The organism is Martinezella sp. CNPSo 3957 (genome assembly GCF_057784395.1).
In genome coordinates, this window is the sequence record NZ_JBXSOU010000010.1 from 177,261 (window position 1) to 191,983 (window position 14,723).

General features: G+C 60.3%; 13 protein-coding genes. 6 read left to right on the plus strand and 7 right to left on the minus strand.

Features of this window, described 5'->3' with window-relative positions:
- Positions 1 to 44: 44 nt before the first annotated feature.
- Positions 45 to 1,664: an ABC transporter substrate-binding protein gene (locus AC13QE_RS22695; protein ID WP_488485351.1), complete on the minus strand. Its 1,620-nt coding sequence runs from the start codon at positions 1,662 to 1,664 to the stop codon at positions 45 to 47.
- Positions 1,665 to 2,004: 340 nt separating this feature from the next.
- Here AC13QE_RS22695 and AC13QE_RS22700 point away from each other — a divergent pair, with 340 nt between their 5' ends.
- Positions 2,005 to 3,015: a LysR substrate-binding domain-containing protein gene (locus AC13QE_RS22700; protein WP_169646023.1), complete on the plus strand. Its 1,011-nt coding sequence runs from the start codon at positions 2,005 to 2,007 to the stop codon at positions 3,013 to 3,015.
- Between the two features lie 6 nt (positions 3,016 to 3,021).
- Here AC13QE_RS22700 and AC13QE_RS22705 read toward each other — a convergent pair whose 3' ends face one another.
- From AC13QE_RS22705 to AC13QE_RS22730, 6 genes are read right to left on the minus strand one after another with little or no spacing between them, the layout of a single operon-like run.
- Positions 3,022 to 3,870, minus strand: coding sequence for an NADPH-dependent oxidoreductase (locus tag AC13QE_RS22705; protein WP_488485352.1), 849 nt, complete (start codon positions 3,868 to 3,870; stop codon positions 3,022 to 3,024).
- An 11-nt stretch (positions 3,871 to 3,881) separates the two neighbouring features.
- A complete protein-coding gene (locus AC13QE_RS22710; protein ID WP_488485353.1) occupies positions 3,882 to 5,210 on the minus strand; it encodes an LLM class flavin-dependent oxidoreductase in 1,329 nt (442 codons plus the stop codon).
- Positions 5,207 to 6,427: an acyl-CoA dehydrogenase family protein gene (locus AC13QE_RS22715; protein ID WP_488485354.1), complete on the minus strand. Its 1,221-nt coding sequence runs from the start codon at positions 6,425 to 6,427 to the stop codon at positions 5,207 to 5,209. The genes AC13QE_RS22710 and AC13QE_RS22715 overlap by 4 nt, the downstream gene beginning before the upstream one ends.
- A gap of 14 nt (positions 6,428 to 6,441) precedes the next feature.
- Complete coding sequence (locus AC13QE_RS22720) at positions 6,442 to 6,780, minus strand: DUF3088 domain-containing protein (RefSeq protein WP_488485355.1); 339 nt, start codon at positions 6,778 to 6,780, stop codon at positions 6,442 to 6,444.
- 11 nt (positions 6,781 to 6,791) lie between these two features.
- Complete coding sequence (locus AC13QE_RS22725) at positions 6,792 to 8,147, minus strand: LLM class flavin-dependent oxidoreductase (protein WP_488485356.1); 1,356 nt, start codon at positions 8,145 to 8,147, stop codon at positions 6,792 to 6,794.
- Positions 8,148 to 8,158: 11 nt separating this feature from the next.
- Positions 8,159 to 9,337: an acyl-CoA dehydrogenase family protein gene (locus tag AC13QE_RS22730; RefSeq protein WP_488485357.1), complete on the minus strand. Its 1,179-nt coding sequence runs from the start codon at positions 9,335 to 9,337 to the stop codon at positions 8,159 to 8,161.
- A gap of 309 nt (positions 9,338 to 9,646) precedes the next feature.
- Between AC13QE_RS22730 and AC13QE_RS22735 the strand changes: the two genes are divergently transcribed.
- The 5 genes from AC13QE_RS22735 to AC13QE_RS22755 all read left to right on the plus strand — a co-directional run bounded on the left by AC13QE_RS22735 (position 9,647) and on the right by AC13QE_RS22755 (position 14,560).
- Positions 9,647 to 11,002 carry an LLM class flavin-dependent oxidoreductase gene (locus AC13QE_RS22735; protein WP_488485358.1) on the plus strand — a complete coding sequence of 452 codons (1,356 nt, stop codon included), beginning with the start codon at positions 9,647 to 9,649 and terminating at the stop codon, positions 11,000 to 11,002.
- 7 nt (positions 11,003 to 11,009) lie between these two features.
- Positions 11,010 to 11,840 carry an ABC transporter ATP-binding protein gene (locus AC13QE_RS22740; RefSeq protein ID WP_488485359.1) on the plus strand — a complete coding sequence of 277 codons (831 nt, stop codon included), beginning with the start codon at positions 11,010 to 11,012 and terminating at the stop codon, positions 11,838 to 11,840.
- A gap of 14 nt (positions 11,841 to 11,854) precedes the next feature.
- Positions 11,855 to 12,931: an ABC transporter substrate-binding protein gene (locus AC13QE_RS22745; RefSeq protein ID WP_488485360.1), complete on the plus strand. Its 1,077-nt coding sequence runs from the start codon at positions 11,855 to 11,857 to the stop codon at positions 12,929 to 12,931.
- Between the two features lie 136 nt (positions 12,932 to 13,067).
- Positions 13,068 to 13,781, plus strand: coding sequence for an ABC transporter permease (locus AC13QE_RS22750; protein ID WP_488485393.1), 714 nt, complete (start codon positions 13,068 to 13,070; stop codon positions 13,779 to 13,781).
- A 2-nt stretch (positions 13,782 to 13,783) separates the two neighbouring features.
- Positions 13,784 to 14,560, plus strand: a complete 777-nt coding sequence (locus tag AC13QE_RS22755) for an ABC transporter permease (RefSeq protein ID WP_488485361.1) — start codon at positions 13,784 to 13,786, stop codon at positions 14,558 to 14,560.
- Positions 14,561 to 14,723: the final 163 nt, after the last annotated feature.

Below are 14,723 nucleotides of genomic sequence, written 5' to 3' on the forward strand. Positions count from 1 at the left end.
GGCGCCGCATCGCCTCCCTCAAGAAGAATAGGTTATCCGCTGTTTCAGCCTTCGCCTTCCTTGATATAGACATCGGCAAAATTCGACTGCACGCCTTCGGCGCCAATCGTGTGGTTCCTGACGCGCTTGTTGAAGACGGTGACGTTTTCGAGCGAGATCAGATTGATGACGGGCAGCTCGTCGGCAATGATCTTCTGGAAGTCGTTGAATTCCTGCTTGCGTTTTGCCTCGTCGACTTCGATCGAGGCGGCCTCGAGCAGGCGATCGACCTCCGGATTCTGATAGTGGCTGGCGTTGGAGAAGGGCAAGCCAAGCTTGAAGTTCTTCGACCAGTAGATGCGCTGAACGCCGAGTGTCGGGTCGAACTGGTTGCCGAGATATTCCGCCGTCAGGTCGAAGGCGCGCTCGGTATAGACCTTCTGAATGTAGGTCGAGAAGTCGTAGGAATCGATCCTCGCATCGATGCCGATGCGCGCAAGGTTCTGCTTCAGATATTCGGCGACGCGCTTGAAGCCTTCATTGTAGGAATTGTGCGTCAGGCGAAGCGTAAACCGGGTTCCGCTGGCGTTTCGCTTGTAGCCGGCTTCGTCAAGCAATTGCTCGGCCGCCTTGAGATCGAAGGCATAGGGCTTGATCGCGGTATCGAGATATTGCGGCAGGAAGGTGCTGATAGGCGTCGGCGAGACGTGGCCATAGCCATACCAGACCGTATTGAGGATGACATTGAGGTCGATGGTGTGAGCGATCGCACGGCGGACACGGACATCCTTCAGATACTCGTTGTCGAGGTTGAGAATGAGCTGTGTTTGATCGCCCTTCGTCTGATAGCCGCGGGAATCGATGCCGATATTCGGCAGCGCCTTGACGCGTTCGAGATCGGCGAGCGGAATGGGATTGTCGCCGCCAAGATCGAATTCGCCGGTTTCGAAGCCGGCCGCACGGGCAGCGCCATCGGGCACGAACCGTACGACGATCTGGTCGAGATAGGGCTTGCCGGCATCCCAGTAATCGGGATTGCGCTCGAGAATGATGTGCGAGCCGCGCACCCATTGCCGGAAGATGAAAGGCCCGGTGCCGATGGGTGCACTGCCGTTGGGATTGGTCGGAACGTCCGCGATCTTCACGCCCTCATAGACATGTTTTGGCACGATCGGAGACTCGGCCGCATAGAGCGCCTTCAAGAGATAGGGTGCGGGCTTTGAGAGGCGGAACACCGCAGTCAGCGGATCAGGCGTGTCGACTGCGATGACGTTGGCAAACGAGCCGCGTCCGCGTGGATGAACCTGTTTCAGAAGCTCGATGGAATAGGCCACGTCCGCCGAGGTGAACGGCTTGCCGTCATGCCATTTGACGTTGGGCCTGAGCTTGAACGTGTAGCTGAGCCCGTCGGCGGCGACGGACCATTCTGTTGCGAGCTGCGGCTTTGGCGTGAGGTCGAAGTCGTAGGTCAGCAGGCCTTCAGTGATCTTCGGGCTGATCTTCTGCGTTCCGCCGGCGGTGTGGGCGAGCGCCAGGATTGTCGGCGGCTCGGGTTCGACGATGAAATTAAGCGTGCCGCCGCGAGCCGGCGTCGCCTCCGTTGCGTAAGCGGCTACGGATGGCAGGAGCGTCGCGGCGGTGGAGAGCAGAAGCAGTTGATTGAAACGGCGGCGATTGATGGTCATTCGGTTTCCTTGCCGGCTGAATAGATCGGTCCCTGTGCGGATGGACGGCGGCCGGGGTGCAAACTGGCTGCGGACCACACGCGACTGTCGCATCTTCAGGTCGCGAGCCGGCAAAACGGAAGAATGTTTTTCTCTTCCGCCGAGAAAGAAAAGCTTCGCGAAATCCCATTTCGCTGGAAGCCGTTGCGGATGGTTGTCTATTAAAAATATAGACTATTTTGCGATTTTAGTTTTTGCTTCCCTGATGCCCTCCAGGCATGGAAGAAAATGTCCGTCCGCTTACCGGTAAACGCAAAGCGCGTTCTCGTCTTTGCTGGGCGTATTGTGCTGCAATCGCGCCATGAACACGATTGCGCATGCCAGGAAAAAAGCCATCCAGCCGACTTTGGCGCGCTTGCCGCCATTGACCTCGCTGCGTGCCTTTGTCGCCACCGCCCGGCATTTAAGCTTTCTTGGCGCTGCGGAGGAATTGCATGTGACCTCGGCCGCCGTCGGCCAGCAGATTCGGCTCCTGGAGGATTATCTGGGACAATCGCTTTTTCACAGGGTTCGTGGGCAGCTGCAATTGACGGCCGCCGGTCTCGCGCTCGTTCCCGGCCTAACGAATGCATTCGACGCGGTGCTGGCGACGATGACGCAATTCGTTGCCAGCGATCACGATCTTCCGATCCGCGTGTCCGTGGCGCCGTCCTTTGCCAGTAAATGGCTGATCCCGAGATTGGACGCTTTGAGACAGGCAGCGCCCGGCTTGCAGATCCTCCTCGATGCCTCGACGCAATTGACCGATCTGAATGCAGGCGACACCGATTGTGCCATTCGTTATGGGAGCGGCGGCTATCCCGGCCTGGTCGTAGAGCACCTGTTCTCTGAAGCCGTGGTGCCCATCTGCAGCCCGGAATTCGCCGAACGCCATTGGCTCTGGAATGGCCCGCAGGCGATCGAAGGCGTGCCGCTCTTGCATGAGGATGGGGCCGAGCACGACCATTCCTGCCCAGACTGGAATGCCTGGCTCCGCGCGGAAGGGCTGGTCCTGCGCCTGCCGAACGGCGGCTTCCGTCTCAGCCAGTCTTCCCTCGTCATCGATGCTGCGTTGGCGGGGCAGGGGCTTGGTCTCGGAAAGGTCCGTCTAGCGGAAGCCGAGCTGAAGGCGGGACGTCTTGTCAGCCCGTTTGGCAGCCCGCAGCCGGTAAGCTTTTCCTATTTCTTCGTGACGACGCCCGCTAAGGAGCGTCTGATGCGCGTCGAGCTGTTCCGCAACTGGCTTCAGGCCGAAGTCAAAGCATTGCGGACGATCGGCGATATCCTGTTGCGGAACTCATTGCGCAAATTCGATGTCGCCGCCGCTGAATGACATCGCTCATTTCAGCCTGAAGCCAAGGCGGCGCGCGGCAACGCCGAGCAGATGTCGCCCCTTCAAGGCTTCGACGGTGCCGATGCGGTTTTTCACTTGGACAGTCCAGTCTATGCGCGGCATGCGCTGTTCGGCTTGAAAATCCTGCAAGATCGTATTGTAGTGGCGCAGATCGTCCGACCTGCGGCTGCGATCGTAGTGCTCATGATGCAGCACGGTCGTCTGCGGCAGCCGCGGCTTGACGGCGGCCGGCGTGGCCGGATCGGGATAGCCTACCGTCAACCCGAACATGGGAAACACGCCTTCCGGCAATTCCAGCTCGCGTGCCACGGTTTCGGGATCGTTGCGGATCGCGCCGATATAGCAGGTGCCGAGGCCCTGCGATTCCAGAGATATGACAGCATTCTGCGCCGCAAGCGCAGCGTCGATGACGCCAAGCAGGAAGCTTTCGACATAGTCCAGCCCGTCGGCAGCAGAACCCTGGTCCGCCGCAATGCGGCGTGGCCTGGAAAGGTCCGCAAGCCAGATCAGCAAAAGCGGCGCCTGCGTGATCTGCCTCTGTGTTCCGGCAACGGCGTTCAGCTTAGCCTTGCGCGCCTCGTCCCTGACGGCAATGACGCTCCAGGCCTGCAGATTGGACGAGCTCGGTGCCGATTGCGCCGCGGCGATTGCAAGGTGGAGTATATCGTCCGGAACCGCTTTCGGCAGATAGTCGCGAACCGTGCGATGGGAGAGCAGTGTCTCGATCGTTTCGTTCCAGTCGGCGCTGATATGCTGGCTGTTGCGATAACGCTCGCTGACGAGAGCGGCAAGCCGATCATCGTCCGGAAGCCTCGCCGTTTTTGCTGATGTCATGCTGTTCTCCTTCATTCGGCGGCAATGGCGTAAGGGTTAGCCGGCCGGGAAAGGCCGAGATGGTTCCGCAGGGTATGGCCCGTATATTCTTTTCGAAACAGGCCACGACGGCGCAGGATGGGCACCACTTCGTCCACGAAGACCTCCAGGCCATACGGCAGCACATCAGGCATCAGGTTGAAGCCATCGGCGGCGTCTGCCTCGAACCATGTTTCGATATCATCGGCAACCGCCTCGGGCGTGCCGACGATGGTGCGGTGTCCGGTCCCGCCGTTCAAAGCGCGGATAAGGCCGCGCACCGTCAGTTTCTCGCGTCGCGCGAGGGCGAGGGTGGCGCGAAAGAAGGTGTGGCCGCCATCGGCGGGCAGGGGAATATCATCCGGCAGGGGCTCATCCAGCTTCAGCCTGCCTTGATCGACCTGCAGAACGCCGGATAGGCGCGCAAGACTGTATTCCAGCGGAATGAGTTCGCGCAGCTCCTCTTGCCGCCGCCTGGCTTCTGCCTCGGTGCTGCCGATGATCGTCGCGAGGCCAGCGAGCACCAAAAGGCTGTCCGGAGCGCGACCGTAGCGAGCGGCTCTCGTTCGGAGGTCGCGCGCATAATCGAGCGACTCTTCTAGGGATTGCGAGGCTGAGAACACCGCTTCGGCGTGCCGGGCTGCCAGTTCCCTTCCATCGTCAGAGCCGCCGGCCTGCACGATGACAGGATGTCCCTGCGGCGGACGCGGGACGTTGTGCGGGCCATGAACGGAAAAATGCTTGCCGCGATGGGCGATCGGATGGACCTTCGTTGTGTCGACGAACCGGCCGCTTTCGACATCGCCGATAAAGGCGTCTTCCTCCCAGCTGTCCCAGAGGGCCTTGACGATGGATGTAAATTCCTCCGCACGCTCATAACGGCTCTGATGCGCGACCGGCTTTTCCAGGCCGAAATTCCGGCTTTGCGAGAGGTCCGCGCTGGTGACGATATTCCAGCCGACGCGGCCGCCGCTGGCATGGTCGAGTGTCGCGAAGCGGCGGGCGATATTATAGGGCTCGTTGTAGGTGGTGGAGGCTGTTGCGATCAGGCCGATATGCTCGGTATGGGCCGCGACCGAGGCCAGCACGATGGTCGGCTCCAGAGACGTCAGCGGCCTGAAATCGACACGATCGGAGATAGCCGCTTGATCGGCGAGGAAGACCGCGTCGAAAGTGCCGCGTTCAGCGATCCGGGCGACATTGATATAGTGATTGATATCGAAGGATGCGCGCGGGTCGCTTCCCTGCATGCGCCAGGCAGCCGGCGAAAAGCCGGAATGCAGGATGTTGATGTTGAGATGGAGTTCGCGTTTCCTGGTCACTGGAATATCCCCGGTTCAGGAAACTCGCCGTCCAGGAACCATGTTCCGACATTGCGGGTCTTGTATTCGGCGGGATTGTGAAGCGTGTGAATGCGCACATTGCGCCAGAAGCGGTCGAACCCCAGCGGCCTGACGGCAGACCGTGCGCCCATGACTTCGAAGATCTCGCTCGTCACCTCAAGGGCGACCCGGCCGGCAAGCACATTGGCGGAGGCGACCGTGATTGCCGCCTCGCCGCGCTCCTCTGCAGTGAGATCCTGCCCTTTCGCATAGACCGCATCGACGGCCGCAAGCGCCCGATCGGCAAGCGCCGTTGCAGCCTGTACCTTGATCCACAGCTCGCCATACTGCCTCTTGATCCATGGATCGTCGGAATGACGCTCGACGCCGGAATAGATCCACGGGCGTGATTTCGTGACCGTGTAGTCCCGGGCTACCGCCAACGCTCCTTGCGCGGAGCCGATGAAGACATTGAGCAATACGCTCTGTTGCTGCAACGGTGCCAATAGGGAGATCGGATCCTTGGGGCGCTCCGGCAGGATCTCTTCGTCGCTGATCTCGACATCCTTGTAGAGGACACGGCCGCTCCCGGTCTGCCGTTGGCCGATCCCATCCCAATCGTCGGTAATGGTGATGCCTTTGCGGTCAGCCGGTATATAGGCAAAGCTCCGCTTGTTGGTATCCTCGTCTTCCCAGGCGACCATCAGATAGTCGGCGACATGCGAACCGGAAGCGAACGGCCTGAAGCCGTTGAGAATGACCTTTCCGGCCTCCTGTCGGCCGAAGAGGCTCTTGGAAAAGCTGTTCGTGGTATTGCCCCAGAACCAGCGCCCTGCTGCCGAGCGGCGCAGAATGTCTTGCGACCGCTTATCCTGGGCCGCGGTGACGGCATTCTGCAATGGGCTGAAATGATAGCCATAGAGATGGCCGAGCGAGCCGTCCACTTTGGCGAATTCGCGCACGATGCGCATGGCGGTGGAGTAGGGTTCGCCGGCACCGCCGAACTCTTTCGGGATCACTAGATTGACGAGACCGCTTTCCTTGAGAAGCCTGATCTGCGCCTCGGGCCTGCCGCCGGATTGATCTCTCTCGATGGCATCGCGGGCGAATATGTCCCGCAGCTCGACGGCCTTGGCGAGATGGGGGTTTGATGTGTCGGCCTCGAAGAGGGAGGGCGGAGGATAAGGCGGCTCGAAGCCATCTGGCTTTATGGTCATGGCAGGCACCATCCCTAATGCAGGCGCGGAAAGCCGTGCCGTTCGGCAAGCAGCTCGAGAATGCGGTCGGTCGAATTGACGAAGCGGGTGCCGTTCCAGTCGGCGGCGTCATCAGGTGGGTTTTCCGCGAGAATGAGGAGCGGCAGAGACTGGTTATCCTCGCCGGCAACATCGATCACCTTTTGCCGCGGTCGCAGAAAGGCAACTCTTTCGACATCGATCGCCGCGGCAATATCCGGGAATGAGGCGAGCAGCCCCTCAATGGCGTTGCAATAGGGGCAGACGAAGCTGACGCCCGGATGTTTCGGATCGGCAAAGCCGGGTGAAATGAGGAACAGTTTATCACGCGCCATTTGGTCTTCTCCTATTCTGCTGCGACCGCATTGCCTGCGGAAAAACGATTGGCCGGACGCTTGAGCCCGAGATTTTCGCGCAACGTCGTGCCTTCATATTCGCTACGGAACAGGCCGCGGCGACGCAGCTCCGGCACGACGAGCGTGATGAAATCGGCAAGTCCGCCGGGCATGATCGGCGCCATGATGTTGAAACCATCGGCGCCGTAGTTTTCGAAGCGCTCTTCCATCACGTCGGCGATCTGCGTCGGTGTGCCCACAACCTGCCAATGACCACGGGCACCGGCAATGCGCAGGTAGAGCTGCCGGATGGTCAGGTTTTCGCGGCGCGCGAGATCGAGCACCAGTTCCTGGCGGCTCTTGCCGGCATTGGTGACCGGCGGCTCGGGCGGCACGGGACCGTCAAGCGGATAGGAACTCAAATCGACGCCGGTCAATTGCGAGAGGAGGTTAAGACCCACTTCCGGCTGGATAAGGTTCTGCAGGGCTTCGAACTTGTCTTCAGCTTCCGCCTCGCTTCGCCCGACGACAGGAAAGATTCCCGGCAGAATCTTCAAGTCGTCGGGCGAACGGCCATATTTGCCGAGCCGGCCCTTGACGTCGGCATAAAACGCCTTGGCTTCGTCAAGCGTGATCTGCGCGGCGAAGATCGCTTCGGCGGTGCGTGCGGCCAGTTCCTTGCCAGGCTCGGAGGCCCCGGCCTGCACCACGACCGGACGTCCCTGCGGCGAGCGTGGGATGTTCAGCGGACCGCGCACCTTGAAATGGCGGCCTTTGTGATCGAGCCGATGCAGTTTTTCGGGATCGAAATAGCGGCCGCTCTCGCGATCGCGGATGAAGGCGTCATCCTCCCAACTGTCCCATAGCCCGAGCACGACATCGGCGAATTCCTCCGCTCGGTCGTAGCGGTCGGCATGCAGGGCCTGCGTATCATGGCCGAAGTTGAAGGCCGCGTCCGGATCGGAAGAGGTGACGAGGTTCCAGCCGGCGCGGCCGCCGCTTAAGCGGTCGAGCGAGCCGAACTGTCGCGCAAGATTGAAGGGATCGGAAAAGCTCGTCGAGGCGGTGGCGATCAGGCCGATATTGCTGGTGACGCTGGCAAGGGCCGAGAGCAGCGTAATCGGTTCGAACGGATAGATGCCGCTATGCGCCTTCCGGCTTGCGGCATTCAAATCCTTCAGCCGCGCCGCAACGCCGTCAGCAAAGAAAATGGTGTCGAACTTGGCGGCCTCGGCGAGTTTGGCGAGTTCCAGATAGTTCTCGAACTCCGTGCCCACGGACGCCTCGGGATGCCGCCAGGCAGCAACGTGATGACCGGTGAAAAGCAGAAAGGCACCGAGCTTGATCTGATCCTTGCGTCTGGCCATGAGATGTCCTTTCAGCGGTACATTGCCGGAAGGGGGAGCTCACCCGTCAGCAGCCATGTGCCGAGCGTCCGCTTCTTGTATTCGGCGGGATTGTGCAGCGTGTGGGTACGTACGTTGCGCCAGAAGCGGTCGAAGCCGTTGGCCGTCGTTGCCGAGCGTGCGCCCATGACCTCGAAGATCTCACTGGAGACGGCAAGCCCGACTTCGCCTGCATAGACATTGGCCGTGGCGATATCGATGGCTGCTGCCCCGCGATCTTCATGCGTCAGGCCAGGCCCCTGGTTGAAGGCGCCGTCAAGGCTGCGTGCTGCCTTGTCTGCGAGCTCGGTGGCTGCGAGCGTGCGGATATAGAGATCACCATATTGCCGCTTGATCCAGGGATCGTCGGTGTGTTTGTCGACACCGGAATAGATCCAGGGTCGCGACGATGCCGTCGTATAGGCCCGGCCTTCCTCCAGTGCTCCCTGTGCGCTGCCGACGAAGACGTTGAGCAGGACGCTTTGCTGCAGCAGGGACGTCAGCGACGTGTAAGGGGTCAGCGGAACCACCGGAGAGCTGATAAGCTCGTCGTCGGCGATCTCGAGATTATGAAAACTCACCGTGCCGCTGCCGGTCTGGCGCTGGCCGATGCCGTCCCAGTCATCCTCGATGACGATGCCGTTTCGATTGGCGGGAACGGCCGCCGTCAAGCGCTCGCCCTCGGCATTTTCGAAGGAGATCTGAATGTAGTCGGCAATGTGAGAGCCTGAGGAGAAGGGGCGCTTGCCATTAATCAGCCAGCCATGATCGATCCGCCTGCCCGAGGAGGTTTTCGACATGGCATTGCCGGAATTGCCCCAGACGAAATTGCCGGCAGCGGAGGCCCTGAGGAGGCGCTCTCGCTGCACGTCCGAGCCGCGGAAAAGAACGAGGTTCAAGGGCAGGTGATGGTAGCCGAAGAGGTGGGCAAGCGACCCGTCGGTGCGGGCAAATTCCCGCACGACACGCAGGATGGAGAGCCATGACGCGCCTCGACCGCCATAGCGCGTGGGGATCTGGGCGGAAGGCAAGCCGCTTTCCTTCAGCAGGCGGATCTGTTCGGTAGGCCGTCCGCCCGCCTTGTCGCGCGCTACTGCATCCCGGTGGAACGCCTGCCTGAGTTCGATGGCCTTGGCGACCAAAGGATCGGATGTGTCGGATGGGAAAGACATGTCTGCTCCACGCCTATGGATCTAAGCGGTGATTGCCGCTCTCAGGCACGGAGGGTTCGGCGACAGCCGCTCCAAGTCCAGCAATATCTATTTGGCTCCTCGGGAAGAAATTCTTTTCCTGGCAAGGCGGGCGTGTGCCTGTGCCCGCAATTTCCAGCCAGCACGACTGCAGCCGCGAAACGATCTTGGTCGGTTCGACATGCTGCGCGACGAACAAATCCGAACAGGCGGCGGTAAATAGAATATAATTTCTATAGATTATTATCTTTAGCGATTAGCCTTCGTTCGGCTGCGATGACGGAGAAGACGATGGCGAGTAAACAACGGCAATTGAAGCTCGGGGCTTTTCTTTACCCGACCGGCCATCACATTGCCGCTTGGCGGCATCCTCTGACGCAGGCGGACGCCGGCTCCGATTTTGCGCATTATGTCGGACTTGCACAAATCGCCGAGGCGGCCAAATTCGATCTGATCTTCCTGGCCGATGGTGTCGGCACCCGCGGAGACGATACCGAGGCGTTGCAGCGTACGGCGCAGCGCTATGTCGCGCAATTCGAGCCGATCACATTGCTCTCTGCGCTGGCGGCGGTGACGAAGAATATCGGCTTTGTCGCGACCGCCTCGACCTCCTTCAACGAGCCCTATCACATCGCCCGCAAATTCGCCTCGCTCGACCATATCAGCGGCGGCCGCGCCGGTTGGAACCTCGTGACCTCCTCCACCGATCATGAAGCGCATAATTTCGGCAGGGACGAACATTTTGCTCATGCCGAGCGCTACGAACGGGCGGAAGAATTCGCGAATGTCGTTCTTGGCCTTTGGGATACCTGGGAGGAGGATGCTTTTCCTCGCAACAAGCAAAGCGGCATCTATTATGATCCGCAAAAGCAGCACATCCTCAATCACAAGGGAAAATACTTCAAGGTTCGTGGTCCGCTGAACGTGGCGCGCGCTCCGCAGGGCCACCCGGTTCTGGTCCAGGCGGGTTCGTCCGAGCCGGGCAGGGAGCTCGCCGCCCGAACGGCTGAGGTCGTTTTCACCGCGCATCAGACGATCGAGGACGCGCGGGCCTTCTATGCCGATCTCAAAGGCCGTCTTTCCAAATACGGGCGGGATCATGATGACCTCAAGATCATGCCCGGCATCTTCCCGGTCGTGGGCCGGACGCGCGGGGAAGCGCAACGGAAATTTGCCGAACTTCAGGATCTCGTCCATCCGGTGGTCGGCCTTTCCCTGCTGAATGGCATGTCCGGCGGTGTCGACCTGTCGCAATTTCCGCTCGACGGTCCCATTCCGGATCTACCGGAAACCAATGGCAGCAAGAGCCGGCAGAAATTACTGCTCGATCTTGCAAAGCGCGAAAAGCTGACCATTCGTCAGCTCTATCTCCGTGTCGCCGGTGCGCGCGGGCATTGGCAGATCGTCGGAACGCCGACTGAGATCGCCGATCAGATGGAGGAATGGTTCAGGACAGGTGCGGCCGATGGCTTCAACGTCATGCCGCCGCAACTGCCGACCGGTCTTTATGATTTCGTCGAGCACGTGCTGCCGGAACTGCGCCGCCGCGGCCTTTTCCGCAGCGATTACGAAGGCGCGACGCTGCGGGAAAATCTCGGATTGAAAGTGCCCCTGCATCCGGTGCGGCACGCGGTTGCTGCGGAGTAGCAAAGCCATGGGCAATTCCCTGCATGTTCAGATCAGCCATGTCACCCGCCAGTTCAAGGTGAATGGCGAGATATTGACCGCTCTCGACGATGTCAGCCTCGATATTGCCGAGGGCGAGTTCGTCACCATCGTTGGGGCGAGCGGTTGCGGGAAGTCGACTTTGCTGCGTTTGGGAGCCGGCCTTGATCTCCCGACGGCCGGTTTTGTCGGCCATGCCGGACGGCCGGTCAAGGAACCGAGCCTCGAGCGCGGCATCGTTTTCCAGGAGCCGCGGCTTTTCCCCTGGCTGACGGTTGCACGCAATATTGCGCTCGGGCTGGAGAATTCTGAGCTGCCGAAGACGGAGAAAAAGAAGCTCGTCGAATCCCACCTCGAACTTGTCGGGCTTTCCGGCTTCGCCAAAGCCTATCCGCACCAGCTTTCCGGCGGGATGGCACAGCGCGCCGGTATCGCTCGCGGTCTGGTCAACCGTCCGAATGTCCTGTTTCTCGATGAGCCCTTCGGTGCGCTCGATGCCATCACCAAGGCAAGGCTGCAGGACGAGCTACAGACGATCTGGGCCAAGGAACGCATCACCATGGTTCTGGTGACGCATGATGTCGAGGAAGCCGTCTATCTCGGTGACCGCGTTGTCGTTATGTCGCCTCGGCCAGGCCGCATCCGCGACGTCGTGCCGGTGGACTTGCCGCGTCCTCGCGATCGCACGTCTCCCCGGCTGGTCGAAATCCGCAATCGGGTTCTTGAGAACCTCAACGCTACGACGTCAACGCCTCGCCCGTCATCGAGCATCACAAGTCCGGCGGTTGAAACCCGGCCCGCCGTCGTCGCCGCAGAATAATCACGGAGCAACAGATGAAACTGTCCATTATTTCCCGCTTGGCCGCCGGTGCGGCGGTCGTCCTGACCTTGTTATCCGCCTCGGCCTGGGCGCAGGATCCTCTCGTCATTCATGTCGGCTATGCCGCGATCGGCGTCGACAACAAACCCTATGCCGAGGGAACGTCGGCTGCGACGGCGCGCGCCGGCGAATTTCTGGAAAAGGAATTCGCCAACGATCCGAACGTCAAGATCGAATGGACCTTCTTCAAGGGCGCCGGCCCGGCGGTCAATGAAGGCTTTGCCAACGACCAGCTCGACTTTGCCTATCAGGGCGATCTTCCCGCGCTGATCGGGCGGGCAACCGGCCTGAAGACGAAGTTTCTGCTGGCGAGCGGCGCGCGCAAGCCGCTCTATCTCGCCGCGGCCAAGGGCTCCGGCATCAAGACGATCGAGGATCTGAAGGGACGCAAGATCGCGTTGCAGCGCGGAACCAACGGGCATCTTGCGGCCATCAAGGTGCTGCAAGCGCACGGGCTGACAGAACGGGATATTCAGGTCGTCAATCTGGATACGGCCGGCACTGTTGCGGCCCTGACCAGCAAGGATATCGACGCAGCCTTCGGCGACACCCAGCTCATCAATCTGGCAGCCAAAGACAGTGCCGATGTCATCTACACGACCAAGGGTGACGATCCACGCTTCGGCCGCAATGCGGGCATCATCGGCCGCGAAGCTTTCATCGAGGCTCATCCGGAGATCACGCAGCGTGTCGTCGATGCCTTCGTCAAGGCGGCGCAATGGTCGTCGGAGGAACAGAATCGAGCAGCACTCTTTGAACTCTGGCACAAGTCCGGCACGCCCGTTCCGATCCTTGAGGAGTTTTTTCGCAACGATACGCTGGCCTATCGGAACTCACCGCTGATCGATGACCTGCTCACTTCCCAGTACAAGGAGCAGGCGGTTAAGAGCAAGGAATATGGCCTGATCCGCCGCGACGTCGATCTCAATGGCTGGTTTGAGCCGAAATATCTCAACAATGCACTGCAACGGCTCGGCCTGACGAAATTCTGGCAACCCTACGGAGCCGACGGAAAGCCGGTCGCTTCCTGATCGGAGACGCGATTAAGACAAGGAGGCTGGCGTGAGTGCTGTTGTCGAGACTACCGGTCGGACCGGCTTGTCCATATCGCCGGCAAGGTTTCAGCGTCTTGCCGTTCTCTTGACCGGCCTGATCTTTCCGCTTGGCCTGTTTGGTCTCTGGTGGGTAGCCTCCGCCAGAGGCTGGCTACCTGAGCAGATCCTGCCGCCGCCAGCCTATGTCTACCAGACCGGCCGGGACATGATCCTGAGCGGCGAGCTTCTCTATCACACCGGGGTCAGTCTCGGACGCGTCGTCATCGGCTTTGCCATAGGCGCCGGGCTTGGCCTGTTGCTCGGTATTGCCATGGGACTTTCCGAAACGGTCGAGGACTATGTAAAGCCGCTCTTCCTCGCCTTTGCGCAAATTCCGACGCTCGGATGGATTCCGCTCTTGATGCTGCTCGTCGGCATCGAGGAGACCTTGAAGATCATCATCATCGCCAAGGGGGCCATCGTGCCGATGACGATGAATACGCTCGCCGGAATTCGCGGTGTTTCGCCGAAATATCTCGAGGTCGGCAGAGCGCTGCGCTTCAGCCGCTGGCAAACCTTGCGTCTGATCGTGCTGCCGGCAGCCGTTCCCTCGATATTCACCGGCATCCGTTATGGCCTCACCCATTCCTGGACATCGCTTGTCGGCGTGGAGCTGCTGGCCTCTTCCGAAGGGCTTGGCTATCTGCTGGTCTGGGGGCGACAGATGTTCTGGCTCGATACCGTCATCGTGACAATGATCGTCATCGGCCTGGTCGGCTTCGTCATGGACAAGGGACTGAACCGAACCGAACTGCTGGTTCAGCGCTGGAAGCGGCAGGAGCTTTGACGATGGCAAGAGCAAGCCGTTTCGTACGTTTCCGGCGTGGCATTACGCTGCCGATCCTTCTCCTTGTCGCCGGGGAAGTCTCAAGCCGGGCCGGTTTGGTGGATGCGCGCTTTCTGCCGCCATTGGAGGACGTAGTCGCCACGGCCAAGCGCGAGTTGATCGACAATGATCTTATCGGCGAGCTCGGCTTTAGCCTCATGCGCAACATTGCCGGCTTTCTTATCGGATGTGTGCTGGGCGTCGGCTTCGCCAGCCTGCTGGCGCTTTCGCGTATTGCCGACCGGCTGATCATGCCGACTTTCAACGGCCTGAAGCAGATCTCGCTGCTGGCGTGGATACCGCTGATCTCGGTCTGGTTTGGCTTTGGCGAGCAAGCGAAGATCGTCTTCGTCGCACTTGCCGCTTTCATTCCCATTGTTCTCAACACGTATGACGGCATGCGCGAGGCCCCGGCCGAACTGCTTGAGGTCGGGCGCGCGTTGAAGTTCAATGCGCGCCAGAAAGCATTGCGGATCTATATTCCCTCGGCAATGCCCTCTATCGCGACCGGCGTCCATCTGGGCTTGATTTATGCCTGGCTCGCGACCGTGGGGGCTGAGTATTTCCTGGCCGTCGGCCCGGGGATCGGCGGTCTGGTGATTGCCGGCCGTGAACGGTTCGACATGGCCATGGTCATGGTCGGCGTCCTGATATTAGGCCTGGTCGGCTTCACCCTCAATCGCCTTGCCTATGGGCTGGAGGCTTATCTGCTGCGCTGGCGACCCAAGCAGACCACGTAGGTTGCGCTGTCGATGGTTATGGGCAGGCAGTTGTTACCGTGTCAGCCAACCGCATCGCGCTGCAGCAGCATGCCTGCATTCATGAAACGGATTTCTGCCTCCTTGTTCATAAACGCACCACGATACCTTTAGTCTATCATTTTTATAGACAATTATGATCCCG

What these genes read in the sequence shown, in the direction of transcription:
- AC13QE_RS22730 (WP_488485357.1), bottom strand. Translation starts at nt 9,337, where the DNA reads ATGTCTTTCCCATCCGACACATCCGATCCTTTGGTCGCCAAGGCCATC.
- AC13QE_RS22705 (WP_488485352.1), bottom strand. Translation starts at nt 3,870, where the DNA reads ATGACATCAGCAAAAACGGCGAGGCTTCCGGACGATGATCGGCTTGCC.
- AC13QE_RS22720 (WP_488485355.1), bottom strand. Translation starts at nt 6,780, where the DNA reads ATGGCGCGTGATAAACTGTTCCTCATTTCACCCGGCTTTGCCGATCCG.
- AC13QE_RS22695 (WP_488485351.1), bottom strand. Translation starts at nt 1,664, where the DNA reads ATGACCATCAATCGCCGCCGTTTCAATCAACTGCTTCTGCTCTCCACC.
- AC13QE_RS22740 (WP_488485359.1), top strand. Translation starts at nt 11,010, where the DNA reads ATGGGCAATTCCCTGCATGTTCAGATCAGCCATGTCACCCGCCAGTTC.
- AC13QE_RS22700 (WP_169646023.1), top strand. Translation starts at nt 2,005, where the DNA reads ATGAACACGATTGCGCATGCCAGGAAAAAAGCCATCCAGCCGACTTTG.
- AC13QE_RS22735 (WP_488485358.1), top strand. Translation starts at nt 9,647, where the DNA reads ATGGCGAGTAAACAACGGCAATTGAAGCTCGGGGCTTTTCTTTACCCG.
- AC13QE_RS22715 (WP_488485354.1), bottom strand. Translation starts at nt 6,427, where the DNA reads ATGACCATAAAGCCAGATGGCTTCGAGCCGCCTTATCCTCCGCCCTCC.
- AC13QE_RS22755 (WP_488485361.1), top strand. Translation starts at nt 13,784, where the DNA reads ATGGCAAGAGCAAGCCGTTTCGTACGTTTCCGGCGTGGCATTACGCTG.
- AC13QE_RS22745 (WP_488485360.1), top strand. Translation starts at nt 11,855, where the DNA reads ATGAAACTGTCCATTATTTCCCGCTTGGCCGCCGGTGCGGCGGTCGTC.
- AC13QE_RS22725 (WP_488485356.1), bottom strand. Translation starts at nt 8,147, where the DNA reads ATGGCCAGACGCAAGGATCAGATCAAGCTCGGTGCCTTTCTGCTTTTC.